At 40.6% G+C, this 17967-nt stretch carries 18 protein-coding genes; 8 read left to right on the top strand and 10 right to left on the bottom strand.

The genetic code is table 11. The annotated features are described in order from the left end of the window. Positions 1 to 145 precede the first annotated feature (145 nt). On the top strand, positions 146 to 1432 hold the full coding sequence (locus DW103_RS11005) for a M64 family metallopeptidase (protein ID WP_122276062.1): 1287 nt from the start codon (positions 146 to 148) through the stop codon (positions 1430 to 1432). A 91-nt stretch (positions 1433 to 1523) separates the two neighbouring features. On the opposite strand, the gene DW103_RS11010 is transcribed toward DW103_RS11005, so the two are convergent. Then, positions 1524 to 2231 (bottom strand): pirin family protein, encoded by a 708-nt coding sequence (locus DW103_RS11010; protein WP_122276064.1) that lies wholly within the window; start codon positions 2229 to 2231, stop codon positions 1524 to 1526. A 150-nt stretch (positions 2232 to 2381) separates the two neighbouring features. On the opposite strand from DW103_RS11010, the gene DW103_RS11015 reads away from it, so the two are divergent. Further along, positions 2382 to 3875: an IMP dehydrogenase gene (locus tag DW103_RS11015; protein ID WP_122276066.1), complete on the top strand. Its 1494-nt coding sequence runs from the start codon at positions 2382 to 2384 to the stop codon at positions 3873 to 3875. A gap of 67 nt (positions 3876 to 3942) precedes the next feature. On the opposite strand, the gene DW103_RS11020 is transcribed toward DW103_RS11015, so the two are convergent. After that, positions 3943 to 4608: a DUF5715 family protein gene (locus DW103_RS11020; protein ID WP_122276068.1), complete on the bottom strand. Its 666-nt coding sequence runs from the start codon at positions 4606 to 4608 to the stop codon at positions 3943 to 3945. Positions 4609 to 4842: 234 nt separating this feature from the next. On the opposite strand from DW103_RS11020, the gene DW103_RS11025 reads away from it, so the two are divergent. Genes DW103_RS11025 through DW103_RS11040 form a run of 4 tightly spaced genes read left to right on the top strand, consistent with a single transcriptional unit; the run spans position 4843 to position 8280 of the window. Continuing rightward, entirely contained in the window at positions 4843 to 5826 is a 984-nt protein-coding gene (locus DW103_RS11025; protein ID WP_122276070.1) for a PhoH family protein, read from the top strand. Beyond that, positions 5823 to 6773: a phosphoribosylaminoimidazolesuccinocarboxamide synthase gene (locus DW103_RS11030; protein WP_122276072.1), complete on the top strand. Its 951-nt coding sequence runs from the start codon at positions 5823 to 5825 to the stop codon at positions 6771 to 6773. Before DW103_RS11025 ends, DW103_RS11030 begins: the two co-directional genes overlap by 4 nt. 6 nt (positions 6774 to 6779) lie before the next feature. Further along, a complete protein-coding gene (gene ubiE / locus DW103_RS11035) occupies positions 6780 to 7520 on the top strand; it encodes a bifunctional demethylmenaquinone methyltransferase/2-methoxy-6-polyprenyl-1,4-benzoquinol methylase UbiE (protein ID WP_122276074.1) in 741 nt (246 codons plus the stop codon). 16 nt (positions 7521 to 7536) lie between these two features. Further along, entirely contained in the window at positions 7537 to 8280 is a 744-nt protein-coding gene (locus tag DW103_RS11040) for a shikimate dehydrogenase (RefSeq protein WP_122276076.1), read from the top strand. A 4-nt stretch (positions 8281 to 8284) separates the two neighbouring features. Here DW103_RS11040 and DW103_RS11045 read toward each other — a convergent pair whose 3' ends face one another. Genes DW103_RS11045 through mutY form a run of 5 tightly spaced genes read right to left on the bottom strand, consistent with a single transcriptional unit; the run spans position 8285 to position 12466 of the window. After that, positions 8285 to 8905 carry a 4'-phosphopantetheinyl transferase superfamily protein gene (locus DW103_RS11045; protein WP_122276078.1) on the bottom strand — a complete coding sequence of 207 codons (621 nt, stop codon included), beginning with the start codon at positions 8903 to 8905 and terminating at the stop codon, positions 8285 to 8287. Next, positions 8905 to 9477 carry a gliding motility protein GldD gene (locus DW103_RS11050; RefSeq protein WP_122276080.1) on the bottom strand — a complete coding sequence of 191 codons (573 nt, stop codon included), beginning with the start codon at positions 9475 to 9477 and terminating at the stop codon, positions 8905 to 8907. Before DW103_RS11050 ends, DW103_RS11045 begins: the two co-directional genes overlap by 1 nt. Next, on the bottom strand, positions 9477 to 10814 hold the full coding sequence (gene gldE, locus DW103_RS11055; protein ID WP_122276082.1) for a gliding motility-associated protein GldE: 1338 nt from the start codon (positions 10812 to 10814) through the stop codon (positions 9477 to 9479). Before gldE ends, DW103_RS11050 begins: the two co-directional genes overlap by 1 nt. 25 nt (positions 10815 to 10839) lie before the next feature. Then, a complete protein-coding gene (locus DW103_RS11060) occupies positions 10840 to 11328 on the bottom strand; it encodes a single-stranded DNA-binding protein (protein ID WP_122276084.1) in 489 nt (162 codons plus the stop codon). A gap of 43 nt (positions 11329 to 11371) precedes the next feature. Next, positions 11372 to 12466, bottom strand: a complete 1095-nt coding sequence (gene mutY, locus DW103_RS11065) for an A/G-specific adenine glycosylase (RefSeq protein ID WP_122276103.1) — start codon at positions 12464 to 12466, stop codon at positions 11372 to 11374. Positions 12467 to 12650: 184 nt separating this feature from the next. Between mutY and DW103_RS11070 the strand changes: the two genes are divergently transcribed. Together DW103_RS11070 and DW103_RS11075 are read left to right on the top strand one after the other, a co-directional pair. Continuing rightward, a complete protein-coding gene (locus DW103_RS11070; protein ID WP_122276086.1) occupies positions 12651 to 12923 on the top strand; it encodes an HU family DNA-binding protein in 273 nt (90 codons plus the stop codon). A 224-nt stretch (positions 12924 to 13147) separates the two neighbouring features. Beyond that, entirely contained in the window at positions 13148 to 14731 is a 1584-nt protein-coding gene (locus DW103_RS11075; protein WP_122276089.1) for an Rne/Rng family ribonuclease, read from the top strand. A 76-nt stretch (positions 14732 to 14807) separates the two neighbouring features. Here the strand turns inward: DW103_RS11075 and DW103_RS11080 are convergent, their stop codons facing one another. From DW103_RS11080 to DW103_RS11090, 3 genes are all read right to left on the bottom strand, one after another. Beyond that, entirely contained in the window at positions 14808 to 16205 is a 1398-nt protein-coding gene (locus tag DW103_RS11080; protein ID WP_122276091.1) for a putative oxidoreductase C-terminal domain-containing protein, read from the bottom strand. A gap of 72 nt (positions 16206 to 16277) precedes the next feature. Next, positions 16278 to 17222 (bottom strand): HlyD family efflux transporter periplasmic adaptor subunit, encoded by a 945-nt coding sequence (locus tag DW103_RS11085; RefSeq protein WP_122276093.1) that lies wholly within the window; start codon positions 17220 to 17222, stop codon positions 16278 to 16280. 91 nt (positions 17223 to 17313) lie between these two features. Next, a partial coding sequence (locus DW103_RS11090; RefSeq protein ID WP_233545670.1) for a 6-bladed beta-propeller occupies positions 17314 to 17967 on the bottom strand: 654 nt, incomplete at its 5' end.

Genomic DNA, 17967 nt, shown 5'->3' on the forward strand with positions numbered 1-17967 from the left:
TCTATTTGATATATTCTGTTTTAGTCCCTTAAAAAATTTGGAGACTGTCGACTGCTTGTTTCATATAACTTGTTCTATCCGGAGATAATTCTATAAAAAACCTTATATTTGCGAGTATTAACAACACATAATAACGCATGCTAATATGAAAACAAAAATTTCACTCCTTTTAATCACGTTCTTTTATTGTTGTTCCCTTTTTGCGCAAAATGAATTTGACAAATACTTTGAAAAGAAAAGTCTACGCGTGGATTTCGCATTAAGCGGTAATGCAGCTTCCCAATCGGCAGCCATTCAGCAATTACGGGAAGAACCGGTCTGGGGTGGCCCTGTAAAGAACTTGATAGATAAATTCAATTACGGCGGATATTATGTGAACGTTTACGACAAGGCCAGTAACAAACTCATCTATTCACGTGGTTTCAATACCTTATTTGAAGAATGGCGCAGTACTGAACCGGCTAAGACCGAGACACAATCGTGGACAAACAGTACATCCATTCCTTTCCCGAAATCGAAAATTGTACTGGAAATTACGGCACGTGACAAAGCGGATATGCAATTTCATCCTTTACTGACAACAGATGTGGACCCGGCAAGTATTTTTATTGACAGGGGAAAACTAAAGAGCAATACAGTTTTTCAAATACAAAACAACGGAAACTCTTCAGAAAAAGTCGATTTGGTATTTATAGCCGAAGGGTATACTGCTACCGAACAGGAAAAATTTGTAGCCGATGCCAAACGTTTTACAGAGGCTTTGTTCGCCACGCCGCCTTATACAGACCATCGCAATGATTTTAATGTATGGGCTGTAGAACTGGCATCCGAAGAATCAGGCACAGATATTTCGGGGAAAGGCATTTTCAAAAATACGGCTCTGAACACCGGCTATTATACATTCGGTGTAGATCGTTATTTAACCACACAAGATATGAAATCCATCCGCGATGCAGTTTGGAATGTACCTTGCGATGCCATCTTCCTGCTTATTAATACTGATACTTACGGTGGAGGAGGCATGTACAATTTCTACGCATGCGGAACAGCTGATAACCCGCGGACTCCAGTTGTATTTACCCACGAGTTCGGGCATAGTTTCGCAGGTTTAGCTGATGAATACTTTTCGTCCGAAGTAGCTTATCAGGACTTCTACAACTTGAAGTATGAACCATGGGAGCCGAACATCACAACTTTAGTAGATTTCGACAGCAAATGGAAAGACCTGTTACCAGCCGGGACCCCCATTCCTACACAACCGGACGATGCACACAAGGAAAAAATCGGCGTATTCGAAGGAGGCGGTTATATCTCGAAAGGCATTTACCGCCCCATGGACCATTGTATGATGCGTGATTACGCTCCGTTTTGTCCGGCATGCAGCCGTGCAATCGTCCGGATGATTCAGTATTTGACCGATAAGGATTATTAAGGCAGCAATATTCCTGTTAAGTTTATTACAAAGAGAATATTTCATTCATCTTTGTCTTTTCTTTCTATGGAATATGGCCAGACTTTTGTAATCAATGCATCGGAACTTCCATCAAAAGGACTGTTGAGTTTTTCAGTACTTCAATCGTCAGACTGTCGGTTTCCCAAAATCCTGCACCGTCACGTTTGGAAAGAACGGTATTGTTTATTTCGACTTCCCCTTCTATAACAAAGAGGTAAACACCATTTTCTTTACTATGCAACTTATATTCCTTCACAATTCCGGCATCTAATGTTCCCATTGAAAACCAGGCATCCTGGTTAATTGAAGCAGGAGCATCACCATTTGGCGAAAGTATCAATCCTAACTCGTTTTTCTTCTGGGTAGAACGGATATCATAACTTCTATAATGAGGTTTCGTATTTTCCTCACGCGGGAATACCCATATTTGAAGAAATTCCAGCTGTTGTTCGGGACTATCATTGAACTCACTATGTAAAATACCGGTTCCGGCACTCATAACCTGAATGTCTCCCGGAGTAATCACTTCGCTATTCTGTATACTGTCGCCATGACGCAGATAACCTCTCAATGGTATGGATATTACTTCCATGTTTTTATGTGGATGCGTATCGAAGCCTTCGCTTGGTGCTACAGTATCGTCATTCAACACACGAAGCATACCAAAATGTACCCTTTTAGGGTTATAATAATTAGCAAAACTAAATGTATGATAAGTCTTCAGCCAGCCATGATTTGCATATCCCCGAGAGTTGGCCTTATCTAATACCATTTTCATATAAATTCCTCCTTTAATTAATTCTGTCTATATAACATATTTGACAATAGAAAAGTTTTGTATAAAAAATATAGGCGATACCTTACTATAAATACAAGAGATTTGAGTATCTTTGTACCCCAATAAATTCATCCAGTAAATATAATTCATATGGCAATTTACTTAAACGATGTATCAAGAACCTTTGGTGAATACTTACTTATTCCCGGTTTAACCACCAAGCAATGTGTGCCGACCAATGTGTCATTAAAAACCCCTCTTGTCAAGCATAAAGCTGGCGAAAAATCTGCAATCGAGCTGAATATTCCTTTTGTTTCAGCCATAATGCAATCCGTATCCGGTCCGGAATTGGCGATTGAGTTGGCTCGCAACGGAGGATTATCATTTATCTTCGGTTCACAAGCTATCGCCAGTCAAGCAGAAATGGTAAGAAGAGTAAAAAAATTCAAAGCTGGTTTTGTTATCAGCGATTCCAATCTTACCCCGGAGAATACATTAGCTGACGTGATTGCTTTGGTCCAGAAAACAGAACATTCTACAATTGGAGTAACGGACGATGGTACGCCTAACGGTAAATTGCTCGGTCTGGTCACCAGTCGCGATTACCGGGCTGAAAAAGATGCGCCGGAGAAGAAGGTAAAAGAATTTATGACCCCATTCTCTAAGTTAATTGTAGGAGAACTGGGAATGACATTAAGTGAAGCGAACCAGATTATCTGGGATCACAAACTGAACACTTTGCCTATTATTGATAAAGAGCAGAAATTGCAATATTTCGTATTCCGTAAAGACTATGACAGCCACCGTGATAACCCCAAAGAATTATCGGGCGGAGACAAAAAACTATTAGTCGGTGCCGGTATCAATACCCGCGATTACAAAGAACGAGTTCCGGCCTTGGTAGAAGCTGGTGTCGACGTTTTATGCATTGACTCTTCGGATGGTTATTCGGAATGGCAGCAGGAAACATTGCAATGGATAAAAAAAGAATACGGAAACAAAGTACTGGTCGGTGCCGGAAACGTAGTAGACCAGGACGGTTTCAACTATTTGGTTGAAGCAGGAGCCGACTTTATCAAAGTAGGTATCGGAGGCGGTTCAATCTGTATTACCCGTGAACAAAAAGGTATCGGACGAGGACAAGCTACTGCATTGATTGATGTAGCACAAGCTCGTGACGAATATTTCAAAAAACACGGTGTTTATGTTCCCATTTGCAGTGACGGTGGATTGGTACACGATTACCACATGGTTCTTGCCTTAGCTATGGGTGCAGACTTCCTGATGATGGGACGCTACTTTGCCCGTTTCGATGAGTCTCCGACGAAAAAGATGAAGATTGGTAATAATTTCGTCAAAGAATATTGGGGAGAAGGTTCCAACCGCGCTAAAAACTGGCAACGTTACGATATGGGTGGAAACGAGTCGTTGAAATTTGAAGAAGGCGTAGACAGCTATGTTCCGTATGCCGGCAAGATGAAAGACAACCTCAATGTAACGATAGGAAAGATGGTTGCAACCATGTGTAGTTGCGGGGCCATCACCATTCCTGACTTGCAAAAGAATTCTAAAATCACTTTGGTTTCCTCTACCAGTATTGTAGAAGGTGGTGCACACGATGTTATTTTAAAAGAACAGAATTAATCCCGGTGCCATACGATAAAAAAAGAGCATCCTGAGTGTCAGGATGCTCTTTTTTATTGTTTTAAAACTAACTGTTTTTGCGGACTGTAATATGAAAACATCCTTGTTTCCGTTCATGCTTGATATAGCAACGTTTCTCCCTATGCAAATCACGAAGGACAGAAGCTAGTACCATTTTCAAACGCTCATTGTCAATATTTAAGGTGTCAGCCTCATCTATTTTAGTATAGCGAACCCAGGATACATCAAAAGTAGTACCGTAACGATGGGCGGAATTTTGCGAAGAGTTTGTATTCCTTTTTTTCAGATTCTTGACATCATCTACTGTACGGGTAACACTGGTCACTTTAATCTTATAGAGGGAAGCATTCAAATTGCGAAGCGAATCCTGAAAATTTCGACCGATATCCTCAAGAAGTTCGGCTGCTGTCGGTATCAGATAAGGAATAGAATGCTTCAATTCCTCAACCTCATAATATTCGTTTGTCTTGATTTCCTCCATTTGCTTTTTAGATTTCTCAGCATCTTCACGGGTAGCGGCCGGTTTGATACCAATACGTTGGGCCTCGGCTAAGTGAGTATCGTTCAAATCATTGAAGTCACGGTTATAACTTCCGTTATACCAAATGCGTTTTAGTTCTCCACGTTTTTCTTTCTTACCACAAGATGCAAATGAGGCTGCTACTGTAAGGGTGAGAAGCAATAGCAGAATACTAAGTGTTGTTTTTTTCATTATTTTACCTTTTGGCAGACAAAAGTAACAAAAAATCTTATTTCAAAAACTCTTATCCGTGAAAAAGAATAATACACATTTAAACTTTCAAATATGTAAATGTTTAAATAATCACTCTCACCATAAAATAAAAATCCCTACAATATACTTACGCATGAAGAATATTACTAATTTTGTCTGCCTGAATATGGACAGATGGGTTTTGTCCGGCAGCTCCAAACTAAAACAAATTGAATGATTGAACGAATTTATATTCTTGAGAGCGTAGATCCTGTGATATTCTACGGCGTAAACAATGTCAATATGCAACTTATCAAGACATTGTTCCCTAAATTACGCATTGTAGCACGTGGAAATGTGATGAAAGTAATTGGAGACGAAGACGAATCCGAGCTCTTTCTCAAGAAAATTCGCGAAGTGGAAAAATACTGCGAAGAGTTTAACTCGTTGAGCGAAGACGTTATCCTCGACATCATAAAAGGAAAGGCACCTGCCGTTGTAAAACAGGAAAACCTGATAATACACGGGATGAACGGTAAGCCGATTGTTGCTCGCACGGAAAATCAACAACGACTGGTAAAAGCTTTTGATGAAAACGACCTTGTTTTCGCAACAGGTCCGGCAGGAACGGGTAAAACATTCGTAGCCATAGCATTAGCCGTAAAAGCACTGAAAAATAAAGAAATACGCAAAATCATCCTGAGCCGTCCGGCAGTTGAAGCCGGTGAAAAACTCGGTTTCCTACCGGGAGAGATGAAGGATAAACTTGACCCGTATTTGCAACCATTGTATGATGCTTTGCAGGATATGATTCCCGGAGCTAAGCTCAAAGAATATATGGAAAACAATGTCATACAGATTGCTCCTCTCGCTTTCATGCGTGGCCGTACGCTGAATGATGCTGTTATTATTCTGGACGAGGCACAGAACACAACGACCCACCAAATCAAAATGTTCCTGACGCGTCTGGGAATGAATGCAAAAATGATTATCACCGGCGACGTCACCCAAATAGACCTTCCGCCTTCTGCTACATCCGGCCTTGTACAGGCCATGCACATATTAAAAGGTGTAAAAGGTATCGGTAAAGTGGAATTTGACAAAAAAGATATAGTGCGCCACAAATTGGTACAACGCATCGTAGAGGCCTACGACAAGTTCGATAATAAAAAGAAACAGGAATCTTTAGAAAACAATCAAAAAATAACAAGGTTATGAAGAAGGCATTAGTTAGAACAGACTTCAATTTTCCAGGGCAAAAAAGTGTCTATCACGGTAAAGTCCGCGACGTTTATAGCATCAATGATGATGTTTTGATAATGGTTGCAACCGATCGCATCTCTGCATTCGATGTAGTCCTGCCAGAAGGTATTCCCTACAAAGGACAGATGTTAAACCAGATTGCAGCCAAATTCCTGGATGCGACTACCGACATTTGTCCGAACTGGAAATTGGCATCACCCGATCCTATGGTAACTGTGGGCATACGTTGCGAAGGTTTCCCCGTGGAAATGATTGTACGCGGTTATCTTTGTGGAAGCGCATGGCGTGCCTACAAAAGTGGCGTTCGTGAAATATGCGGCATCAAATTGCCCGAAGGCATGCGGGAAAATCAGCGTTTCCCCGAACCTATTGTCACACCGACTACAAAAGCAGAAATCGGCGAACACGACCAAGATATTTCTAAAGAAGAAATTCTGGCTCAAGGCTTAGCTACTCCCGAAGAATACGCTTTGTTGGAAAAATACACAATGGAATTGTTCAAACGTGGTACTGAAATCGCCGAAAAACGCGGATTAATCTTGGTGGATACTAAATATGAATTCGGTAAGCACGATGGAAAAATCTATTTGATGGACGAAATCCATACCCCTGACTCATCCCGCTATTTCTACAAAGAAGGTTATGAAGACCGCTTTGAAAAAGGAGAACCGCAGAAACAGCTTTCCAAAGAATTCGTTCGCGAATGGCTGATGGCAAACGGCTTCCAAGGAAAAGCCGGGCAGAAAGTTCCGGAAATGACTCCGGAAATCGTGGAAGGTATCAGCAACCGTTACATTGAACTGTTCGAACATATCACCGGCGAAACCTTTGTAAAAGGTGATACCGACAACTTATTATCACGTATCGAAAAGAACGTAACTGATTATCTGAACAACAAATAATCAGCGATGAAGTACGGTTCGGAGCAAATACTTCCATACAATAACGAGGAGCAAAAAGGAGCACAGGTAAAGCGCATGTTTGATAACATCGCTAGCACATACGACCAACTGAACCATACGCTCTCGCTTGGAATCGATAAAAGATGGCGCAGGAAAGGCATTGCTTTCCTGCAGCCTTTCTCTCCCCGTTCGATTCTGGATATTGCTACCGGTACCGGAGATTTGGCTATCTCGATGTACCGCATACTGAAAGCCAATCATATCGTCGGTGCCGATATTTCGGAAGGAATGATGGAGGTAGGACGACAAAAAGTGGCTAAGGCTGGTTTATCGGAACATATATCATTCGAATATCAGGACTGCACCGAATTGACATATGCAGATAATTCGTTTGATGCAATTACTGCAGCTTTCGGAGTCCGGAATTTTGAAGATATTGAAAAAGGCATAGCTGAAATGTTCCGGGTACTTAAGCCAGGAGGACATCTGATGATACTGGAACTTTCCACCCCGGAACATTTTCCGATGAAACAATTGTATCATATCTATTCAAAAATGGTTATTCCGAACATCGGGCGACTCTTTTCAAAAGAGAAAACAGCATATAGTTATCTGCCGGCATCTATAAAAGTCGTTCCTCAAGGAAAGGTGATGACTGAATTACTCACTCGCCAGGGTTTTAGCGAGGCATGTTCACATACCTTTACCTTCGGAATTTGTTCATTATACACAGCAACTAAAGAATAAATAAAACTATAAGGCCATGCAAAAATATGGGTTAATAGGATATCCACTCGGACATTCTTTTTCAAAAACATATTTCAATCAGAAATTTGAAGCTGAGAAAATTGATGCAAAATATTTGAACTTTGAGATTCCCAATATCAAGGAAATAAAAACCGTATTAAGAGAAAATCCGGAATTAAAGGGACTGAATGTCACCATACCCTATAAAGAACAAGTCATTTCTTATTTGGATGAGCTAGACGAAGATGCCCGTCTAATCGGTGCCGTAAACGTCATTAAATTCACTAAAGGTCTTTTCGGCAAACTCAAACTGAAAGGATACAATTCCGATATTATCGGCTTCAAGCAGTCTATTGAACCTTTATTAAAAGAAACACACCGCAAAGCATTGATTTTAGGGACAGGGGGAGCTTCGAAGGCTGTATTCCAGGGACTAAAGCAATTAGGTGTAGGCTCTACTTTAGTTTCTCGCAAACCAAAAGAATTTTGTATCACGTACGAAGAGATTACTCCTAAGACTATGGAGCAATATACCGTTATCATCAATACAACCCCACTTGGAATGTTTCCGAATGTCAACGAATGTCCCAATATTCCTTACGACCTGCTGACTCCCAATCATTTGCTATATGATCTTCTGTATAATCCGGATGAAACACTTTTCATGAAGAAAGGAAAAGAAAAAGGAGCTGTTGTAAAAAACGGGCTTGAGATGTTGCTTTTGCAAGCATTTGCCGCTTGGGAAATCTGGCAAAGATAAACTATCACTGACTCCAGGTTAACACAAACTCCGGAAAAACCCGAAAATAGAGATGGTATTGCTGCGGATGTTCCGAACGTGTTTCATTGACAGTAAAACTTCCGCTCTCTGCATATTGAAACGGGCAGACATGTAGATGCCGGCAAAAGTCGACTTCTTCCTGCCCTATCATTTTAAACAAAGTTTCTTTTGCACACCAGTGCAACAATAGATGCTCCGCTTCATGTTCCTTATCAAGACAGGCTTCCTCTTCCGGACTCATAAAGCGACTGCGAACCTTCAAAACTCGATTAGAGCGATATTCAATGTCGACACCGGCTACAGGATGTTCCTGCAATAGAACCGCAGCATATCCTTTCGTATGGGAAATACTAATATGCAAAGATTGACCCGGCAAATAAGGAGCTCCGGAAAGTCTATAGGATATTCGGGAAAAGCCGCCGAACATTTCTTGAAAAAGCTTACGGCTTGCCAGCCATTCCTGCCGACGATTTTCAGACCGGAGATTTTCAAGTTCCGGAAGATATTCCTCCCCACACTCCAAAAGAGCAAACAGTTCATCCGAAGATTCTTCAATCTTCCAAACCCCCAACCTGGGAACTGTATATTTAATTAATAATGGCATTACTCTTTCCAGCTAAAAGATTGGATTAACTCTATAATATCTTGCTTTAAATATTGAGTGACAGGGGCCAATGAATCTGCATTCGGGATACAATCATAATATAATGCTCCACGAAAAAAATGGGCAGCACTATCTGTCAACAGAAACTGTATGGGAGAAGCAGACTCATCATCCAAAAAGAAAAGTGAACCATAAACTCGCTCGTCCGGATTGCTATAGGCTTGCTCTCTGACCGCTTCAACCTGTTTGGTTTGCCGGGAAACAAACATGCGGCATTCATCTTCTGCTTTTTTTAATGTAGCTGGAGTTACAGGCAAATAACTACAATAAATTTTCACATTCAAAGTAGGATAAAAAAGATTCACCCACCCGACAGGTTGCTCTTTGTCGGGCAACTCAACAGTTACTAACTGCGAAACATTAAAGGAACAAGGCAGATTACCCGGAGAGAACAACTGATAATGAGGAGTTTCCGGCTCTACACGAAAATACCCACGTGGCTTCGGTGTATATTCCGTACAAGCAACGCACAAAGCCAGTAGTAAAAATAATATTCCGGCAGTAGTACGCATTATTCTTCCTTCTTGTTTTCCGTTTCTGCAATACGGTTGAATTTAACTTTCAGGATACGGCGATTATCCATTTCCAGTACTTGGAAACGATAGCCTTTATAATCTATTATCTCGCGACGACGAGGAAAATCACCCTTTATTTCCAATAAAAGACCGGCCAAAGTTTCAACCTCCTCGGTCAATTTCCCAAACTCAGCCGGTTCTACATCTACAACACGGAAAAAGTCGGTAAGCAATATCTTGGCTTCAAAAATAAAACTCCCATCAGCCAGACGGATAAACTGTTTCTCGTCTTCATCATATTCATCGGAAATCTCACCCACAATTTCTTCCAAAATATCTTCCATCGTCACTATACCGGAAGTACCTCCAAATTCATCAACGACAATCGCCATGTGGATTTTATTAGTACGGAACTCTTCCAGTAAATCATCAATTTTTTTCGTTTCCGGCACAAAATATGCCGGACGAATCAGACTTTGCCAACGAAAAGTATCTGGTTTTTCAATATATGGAAGCAGGTCTTTGATATATAAGATACCTTTGATATTATCCTCTGAATCCACATAAACCGGAATACGGGAATAGCCGGAGTTAATAATAAAATCTATGACCTCGCGAAAATTTGTCCGGATATCTATATCCTCCATATCCAGACGAGGCGTCATAATTTCGTCTGCCGTCTTATTATAAAATTTAATGATTTCGGAAAGCATTTCCTTCTCCTCCGGCATCTCCGTTGAGGTTAACTCCAATGCTTTAGAGAGTTCATCGACTGACAAATCATATTTCTTCTTAACCAAGGCTTTATTAATTACCTTGGTAGACGTAACCAACACTTTTGACAACGGACGGCAGATACGCTCCACCACATTCAAAACCGGAGCGGAACGACGTACAAAGCGTAATGAATTCTTCTGAGCATAAATCTTAGGCATTATCTCACCAAAAAGCAACAGCAGGAACGTCAAGATAATTGTTTCCAGAATAAAACCTAACATCGGTGCTGCCGAGAAATTGATAATAGAATTAATGCCGAAAGTACAAAGCATAACGATAGCTACATTTACAAAATTATTAGCTATCAAAATAGAAGCCAGCAAATATTCGGAACGCTCCAGCAATTTTTGAATCAAAGGGTCGGAAGGGGTCTTTTCTTCCCGGATATCATTAATATCGGCCGGGGTTAACGAGAAAAATGCGACTTCGGAAGCTGAAACAAAGCCGGAAACCAACAGCAAAAGAAAAGCAAGGCCTAACGCTATTACAGGGCCTGCTGTAAGCGCCTGCAAAGTAACTTGATCGAATAAGCCCGATAAATAATAGTCTGAGTCCAAGGGGAACCGTATTAGTTAAACAATATCAGAACGGGAGATCGTCCGCGCTACTGGTTTCAGTAAAAGAATCCGACTGTCCGGCAACCGGTTGTTGATAGTTTGTGACCGGCTGACCCATTGGCTGCTGGCCGCTTTGCTGATTCGTCGTACCTGTATTGGCCGTATTTTCGCGATTACCGGCTCCTGTACTATAGAATTCGATACGATCTGCATATATTTCAGTAATATAACGTTTCACGCCGGATTGGTCGTCATAGTTACGGGTACGTATTTTCCCTTCCACATATAAACCGGAGCCTTTCTTCACCCATTTTTCAACAAAAGGGACCAAGTCACGACGTGCTACAATGCTGTGCCATTCTGTACGATCGGGAACAACAGTTCCGTTAGACAAGGTATATCCTCTTTCGGAAGTAGCAAGAGGGAAATTAGCAACAGCAGCACCGCTGTCGAAATAACGAACGTCCGGGTCTTTCCCTACGTTACCAATCAATATGACTTTATTCAATGACATAGTTGTAAATCTTTATTTATTTTACAAAGAAACATAAATTCAGTCATTCTGACAAGTTTCCTTCCAATTTCTCCAAATAAATATGTATCAGACGTGGAACAGCATATTTTTCCAACTCTCCGCACTGTACGGAATGAAAAGATTTCAAGCCTTCAGTTTCGTGCTCTATCTCTACGTTATAAAAAGTAGCATAGAGAATTTGATGAGATAAGACATGTTTTACCCCAGCCAATCCGACCGAAAAATTTATCCTTCCTGCACCTTCAAACAGCTTTCGGAAAGCTTCGTTCTGTTGCAAACCGGCAAAATCAACCGGACTATCTGTCTCAATAAGCGGAAATTCATACAAACCTTCCCAAATATCACCGGGACCACGACGGGACAACCATGTATTACCTTCATATATAATATATAGATAATGGAAATAGCGGTTACGGGGTTTCGTTTTATTCTGTTTGACCGGATATTGCCGAACTGTTCTCGCATTATACGCCATACAATATTCTTTCAACGGACATATTTCACAATCCGGATTTTGAGGAACACATTGCAAAGCTCCAAATTCCATGATTGCTTGATTGTGCTGACCAGCATACTGTGGGTTCATCACCAGACCTGCTAATTCAGTGAACTGCTTTTTCCCCTTAGGCGTATCAATAGGAGTATTGAGAGCAAAAAGACGCGACAATACGCGAAACACATTTCCATCTACTACCGGATAAGGCTTATTCCAAACAAAAGAGGCAATAGCAGCAGCAGTGTACTCTCCTATTCCCTTCAAAGACAATATATCTTTATATCCGGACGGGAATATCCCTCCGAAACGCGTCATCACATCTTTTGCTGCCGCGTGAAGATTACGTGCCCGACTATAGTAACCAAGCCCTTGCCAATACTTTAGTATTTCATCTTCTTCCGCGGCTGCCAATGAAGCCACATCCGGAAAACGTTCTGTAAAACGTAGAAAATAATCCTGTCCTTGCGCCACACGCGTTTGCTGAAGTATAATTTCCGAAACCCAGATAATATACGGATCCGAAGACTCTCTCCAAGGTAAAATACGCCTGTTTTCCCCATACCAATCAAGCAACAACCCGCTGATTACCAAGATGTTTTCATCATTCAATATATAGTTCATTTTCTTTTCTTTCAAAACCTGTAATTAATTGATTTATGCAAACATACATAGTTCCGGTGAATTGTGAAGAAACATTTTTCTTAAAAATAGGCATTCAATTCTTTTCCCACTTAAATAAAAAGCTATATATTTGCATTCCAAAAAATTAATAGGTCCAAATCAATTATTTAATTAATTCAAAGACATGACTAAAGCAGATATTGTTAGCGAAATTTCAAAAAGTACCGGTATTGACAAACAAACGGTATTGAATAGCGTAGAATCTTTTATGGATATCGTAAAAAGTTCACTGTCCCAGGGAGAAAATGTATACCTGAGAGGTTTTGGAAGTTTCGTAATTAAGAAGAGAGCCCAAAAGACTGCTCGTAATATTTCAAGAAATACTACGATCATCATCCCGGAACACAACATTCCGTCATTCAAACCGGCTAAGACTTTCCTGAACGAAGTTAAGTAATTTAGTAATCATAGTTTAATTTAAAATTTTAAAACAATGCCTAGCGGAAAGAAAAGAAAAAGACATAAAATGTCTACGCACAAGCGCAAAAAGAGATTAAAGAAGAATAGACACAAAAAGAAATAAGTCTATCCCGAACTCTAAAGAACAAACTTAATAAGAGACCTTTTAAGTTTGTTCTTTGCGTATTTTATAAGGTCTAATATTAAAACCCCTTTTTTATAGTGATTAGTGAACTAGTTGTAGATGTACAACCCAAAGAGGTATCTATTGCCGTACTGGAAGATAAGAACCTTGTCGAGCTCCAAAAAGAAGCTCGCAATGTTTCTTTCGCCGTAGGCGATATTTATCTGGGCAAAGTAAAGAAACTGATGCCGGGGTTGAACGCTGCATTCATTGATGTAGGTTATAAAAAGGATGCATTTCTTCATTATCTGGACTTAGGTCCCAATTTCAACACCCAGCAGAAATTCCTGAAACAAGCACTCGGTGAACAGAAAGGCGACGCCAAAAAGTTACCATCTGTCACCAAAATACAGTTGCTTCCCGAAATTGAAAAAGACGGAAGTATCAGTAACGTGTTGAAGGTCGGACAAGAAGTGCTGGTGCAAATTGCAAAAGAGCCGATTTCCACCAAAGGTCCCAGGCTGACTTCCGAAATTTCGTTTGCCGGAAGATACATTGTTCTGATACCATTTGCCGACAAGGTTTCGGTCTCCACTAAAATCAAATCGAGCGAAGAGCGTGCCCGTTTACGCCAACTCATCCAAAGTATCAAACCGAAGAACTTCAGTGTAATTGTACGTACCTCTTCGGAAGGGAAACGTGTCGCAGAGCTCGACCATGAATTAAAGACATTACTGAAACGTTGGGAAGACAACATTGTCAAGATTACCAAAGTAAAAGCTCCTGCACTCATTTACGAAGAAACAGCAAGAGCAGTGGCTTTGTTACGTGACATTTTCAATCCTTCTTTTCAGAACATTTACGTAAACGATGCTGACATCTACCATAACATTCGTGATTATGTCAGTCTGATTGCACCCGGACGGGAAGATATCGTTCAACGGTACACCGGAGAACTTCCCATTTTTGACAATTTTGCAATTACCAAGCAAATCAAGTCTTTATTCGGACGCACCGTTACGTACAAAAGTGGAGCCTATTTAATCATCGAGCATACGGAGGCCATGCATGTCGTCGACGTGAACAGCGGAAACCGTTCCAAAGGCAGTGACGCTCAGGAAAAGACAGCTATTGATGTCAATATTGCGGCAGCCGACGAAATCGCTCGCCAATTACGTTTGCGTGATATGGGTGGTATTATTGTTGTCGATTTTATCGACATGGCAGAAGCTTCAAACCGGCAAAAGTTATTTGAGCACATGACAAAAGCCATGGCTAACGACCGTGCTAAACATAACATCCTGCCCCTAAGCAAATTCGGCCTGATGCAAATCACCCGTCAACGTGTTCGCCCGGCTATGGACGTGGACACTACCGAAGCCTGTCCGACTTGTTTCGGCACTGGAACAATCAAGCCCTCAATCCTGTTTACCGACAATTTGGAAGGAAAAATCGACTGTTTGGTAAACAAACACAATGTGAAGAAATTCGCCCTGCACGTACATCCTTATGTTGCAGCATTTATAAAGAGTGGAAAATTCCCTCTTAGTTGGAAATGGAAACTGAAATACTCAATAGGTATTAAAGTTATTCCCAATCAGAGTCTGGCTTTCCTGGAGTATAAATTTATAGACTCCGACAAAAACGAGTTAGACATGATGGAAGAAAAGGAAATTAAATGAAAAATTCCCGGAGTTAGATACTTCGGGAATTTTTTTATAAGATGACAATCTATAGAAACAAATAAAGGTAAAAGACCTATTTCGTTTTCGATTTCGCCAAATCCAATGCCGATGTCGTTACATAATATTTTGCCAACATATTAGGGACTTCCCAAGCCGGAAGAGCACCATCTTTCAGATATTCAAGGAAATGCTCCATTACCTGGCCGAAATGAGCCTCATGTCCCACACGATACTTTGATGGAATTACGACTTGCCATACGCCATCGTCTATCTTATTCAGCGCAACACCCGGATATTCTGAAGCTATTTTATCCATAGAAGCAGACAAGTCTTTTTCATAAGCAGACAAATCTACGCCTTTTACCGCTTCTACATACAACTCTGGTTGGTAACTCTGTTCTTTTCCCTGGCGAATGACCAAATCGGCTTTACTTCCTTTCATTACGGAAAAATGAGTATCACCGCCACCTTCAGGAAAGGTATAATTCCAAATAACCGATACTTTGGCACAAACTCCCTTGATTTTATAAATGATGTCACCGTTACAATAGACTTTCAAGGTGTCGTCCACAACATCTTTTTTCAGAAAATCCGGATAAGTTTCAGCCCCCGTCACTTGTGTAAATTCGGCAGGACTGATAGATGTTGTCCAACGATTGGCATCCAACAATTCAATATCCTTCGTATAATCGATAATTTGTTCCGGGAACGCTTCCCACTGTACAAGGTCCACCAAATGAGTCGTTACATCCACAATCCCTTCTCCTTGCTGGTTTACATCAAAATACCAAACCGGACGAGTCAATGGTTTTCCGTCTACAACTTTAAAGAAATGATGTACGCTTTCCTTCACAATAGCCGGTTCTTCAGGAGTTCCCGGCAACTGTTCACCATAAACAACCGGCATAGTGGAAAGCTCACGTTGGAGCATCGTTGTTATTTCATTCCGTTCCGTCATAATGTCATACAACATGATTTCTTTTTGTTTCGCAATATCGAAACACTCTTTCAGCAATTTGAAATTCTCACTGTTAATAGCCATCGGTTTATCGGATAAAACATTTATTCCGGCTTCCAACGTTTTTTTGATATACTCCGTCTTCTTGCCGTTATTTCCAGCCTGGACCATCACATTCCCTTTTTTCTCAGCCAACATCTTTTCCAGAAAGTCCGAACCTGTGTAAACAACTTCATTCCAGCTTGTCGGATTGTCTGCACGAGTATTAAAACCCTTGATTCGTTTTAAATGCTCATCCACATCAAAACCAGTGGGTGCGTACACATAAACATCTTTAGAAACTTGCGGATAAGATACCTTTTGCACCAATGCGGCATGGAAATGACCAGGGTCCAAAGTTATCAATTTCACTTCCCCCGGTGCACCGGTGAAACCTTTTGCTTCTTCTTTTTTTGTGGAACAAGACGTTCCAACCAGCAGAGCAGCCATAGAAAATACAAGATAGTTTTTCATATTATGATTATTAATTTATAGATTGACATCATTACAGGACGTACAGGGTACAAAGATAATAAAACAAACCAATCAAAATCCCTCTTTCAATATCTTTCTTAAAGGTTGGAAAAAACGTTCAATTAAACGCAATTCTCCTGTTACGATTTCTGCTGAAGCTGTCATTTCATGAGACACTGGCAGCATTTTTTCATAATTTGTCAACGGTCCTTTCGGGAAAGTTATTTCTACGACATAATTATCTTCTACCGGAACCAAAGATACAAGAGAAACAACTCCTTCCACAATTCCAAATTCTTGGTCCGGAAAATTGGAGAAGCGAACTATCACCCGCTGGCCGACTTTCACTTTTCCGGAACGTGCTATAGGAAGAAGCGCCCGGCCAATCCACTTTCCACATTCTTCCGGGACGATGCGGCAAAAGACCTCACCGGACGACAAATATAAATTCGGAAATCCTTGTTTCAACAACTGTACATGCCCTGCAGCTGACGACATCAAACAATAATTCATCTCCCAATGCCGGATAGCCGCCAGCAATTGTCCAACCGAAGCCCTGTAATCCTGAGCCGCCACATCTTTAGCTGCCAAACTCGTATAAGCAGACTGAATATCTCCCAACTGCCAAACATCCTGAGACAAATAATACCCCAAACGCTCGGGTTCTCCGGCATAACGCGCCAACAATTTCTTCAAACGAAAGACATCCTCGGTCTCCGCTGCATTTTCAATCACGGCCAACGGAACGCCTTCTTTCACAACTTGTCCGTCTGAGACATACAAACCACAAACTTTTCCGGAAGAACGGGCCACCACTGCTGATACGGGATTTTGGCTGGTCAACACCATCTCTGCCTCTATCATATCCGGATACTTAAAGAAACAACTTCCTACAAGCAAGCCCAAAACTACAATAAACAATATTGCAATTCCCCATCGTATAATCCAGACCGGGACCTCTCCCATTACCTCCTGGACCTCTTCGCTCCGTAGTTCTATTTCTTTTCCGTTTTCCATATATGTGTATATTAAACAAAGAGCATGATTATATATCTTGCATCAAAAGTAATATAAATATGTATTCATTCATCAAAAATCGACATTTATCTTACTTCCTCACATGCGCTATCACCAGAATATGATTATCATCAAATTTAACATTCGACAGCTTCTCCGGTATTTTTATTGACTGGCCATATTTCTCTACAAAATCAAGCCATTCGGATGCACTCACATGAGCTATAACATATCCGTTATCATCCATGTAATGAATAAAAAAAGGCGGAAAACTATTATCCCGAAAGAATATAGCACCCTCTTCTTTCTTAGACAGCACAGTCTTGTTCTTTTCTTTATCATAAAATCCCACTCCCCTACCAAATTCTCCACATCTATAAGTAAAAAGAAGATATGGGTCATATTCCCTAAAATCCATCACTGTCGTATAATCAACAAGCCGGAGTTCAGGCGTTTCCCATTTCTCATAAGGGAATCTTGTCTTGTTTAGTTTAAACGCATAACGAGGTTCTAAATCATCATTTTTAACGGCATATATTGTATCAATGAATATGCCACCATAAAAATAAAAATCATTTTTATAATAATAAAAATTGCCCTGACAAAAATCAGCTTCAGTCTTTTTATAATCAGTAAAAAATATCGTGTTTTTGTAGAACTTGACCGGAGTTCCGTTCCTATCAAAAATAATCAAACGATATTTTTCATTTCCTGTAAGGTTATTCATATAACCGATATAGAGGGA

The sequence above is a fragment of the Parabacteroides sp. AM08-6 genome (assembly GCF_003473295.1).
Classification (GTDB): domain Bacteria; phylum Bacteroidota; class Bacteroidia; order Bacteroidales; family Tannerellaceae; genus Parabacteroides.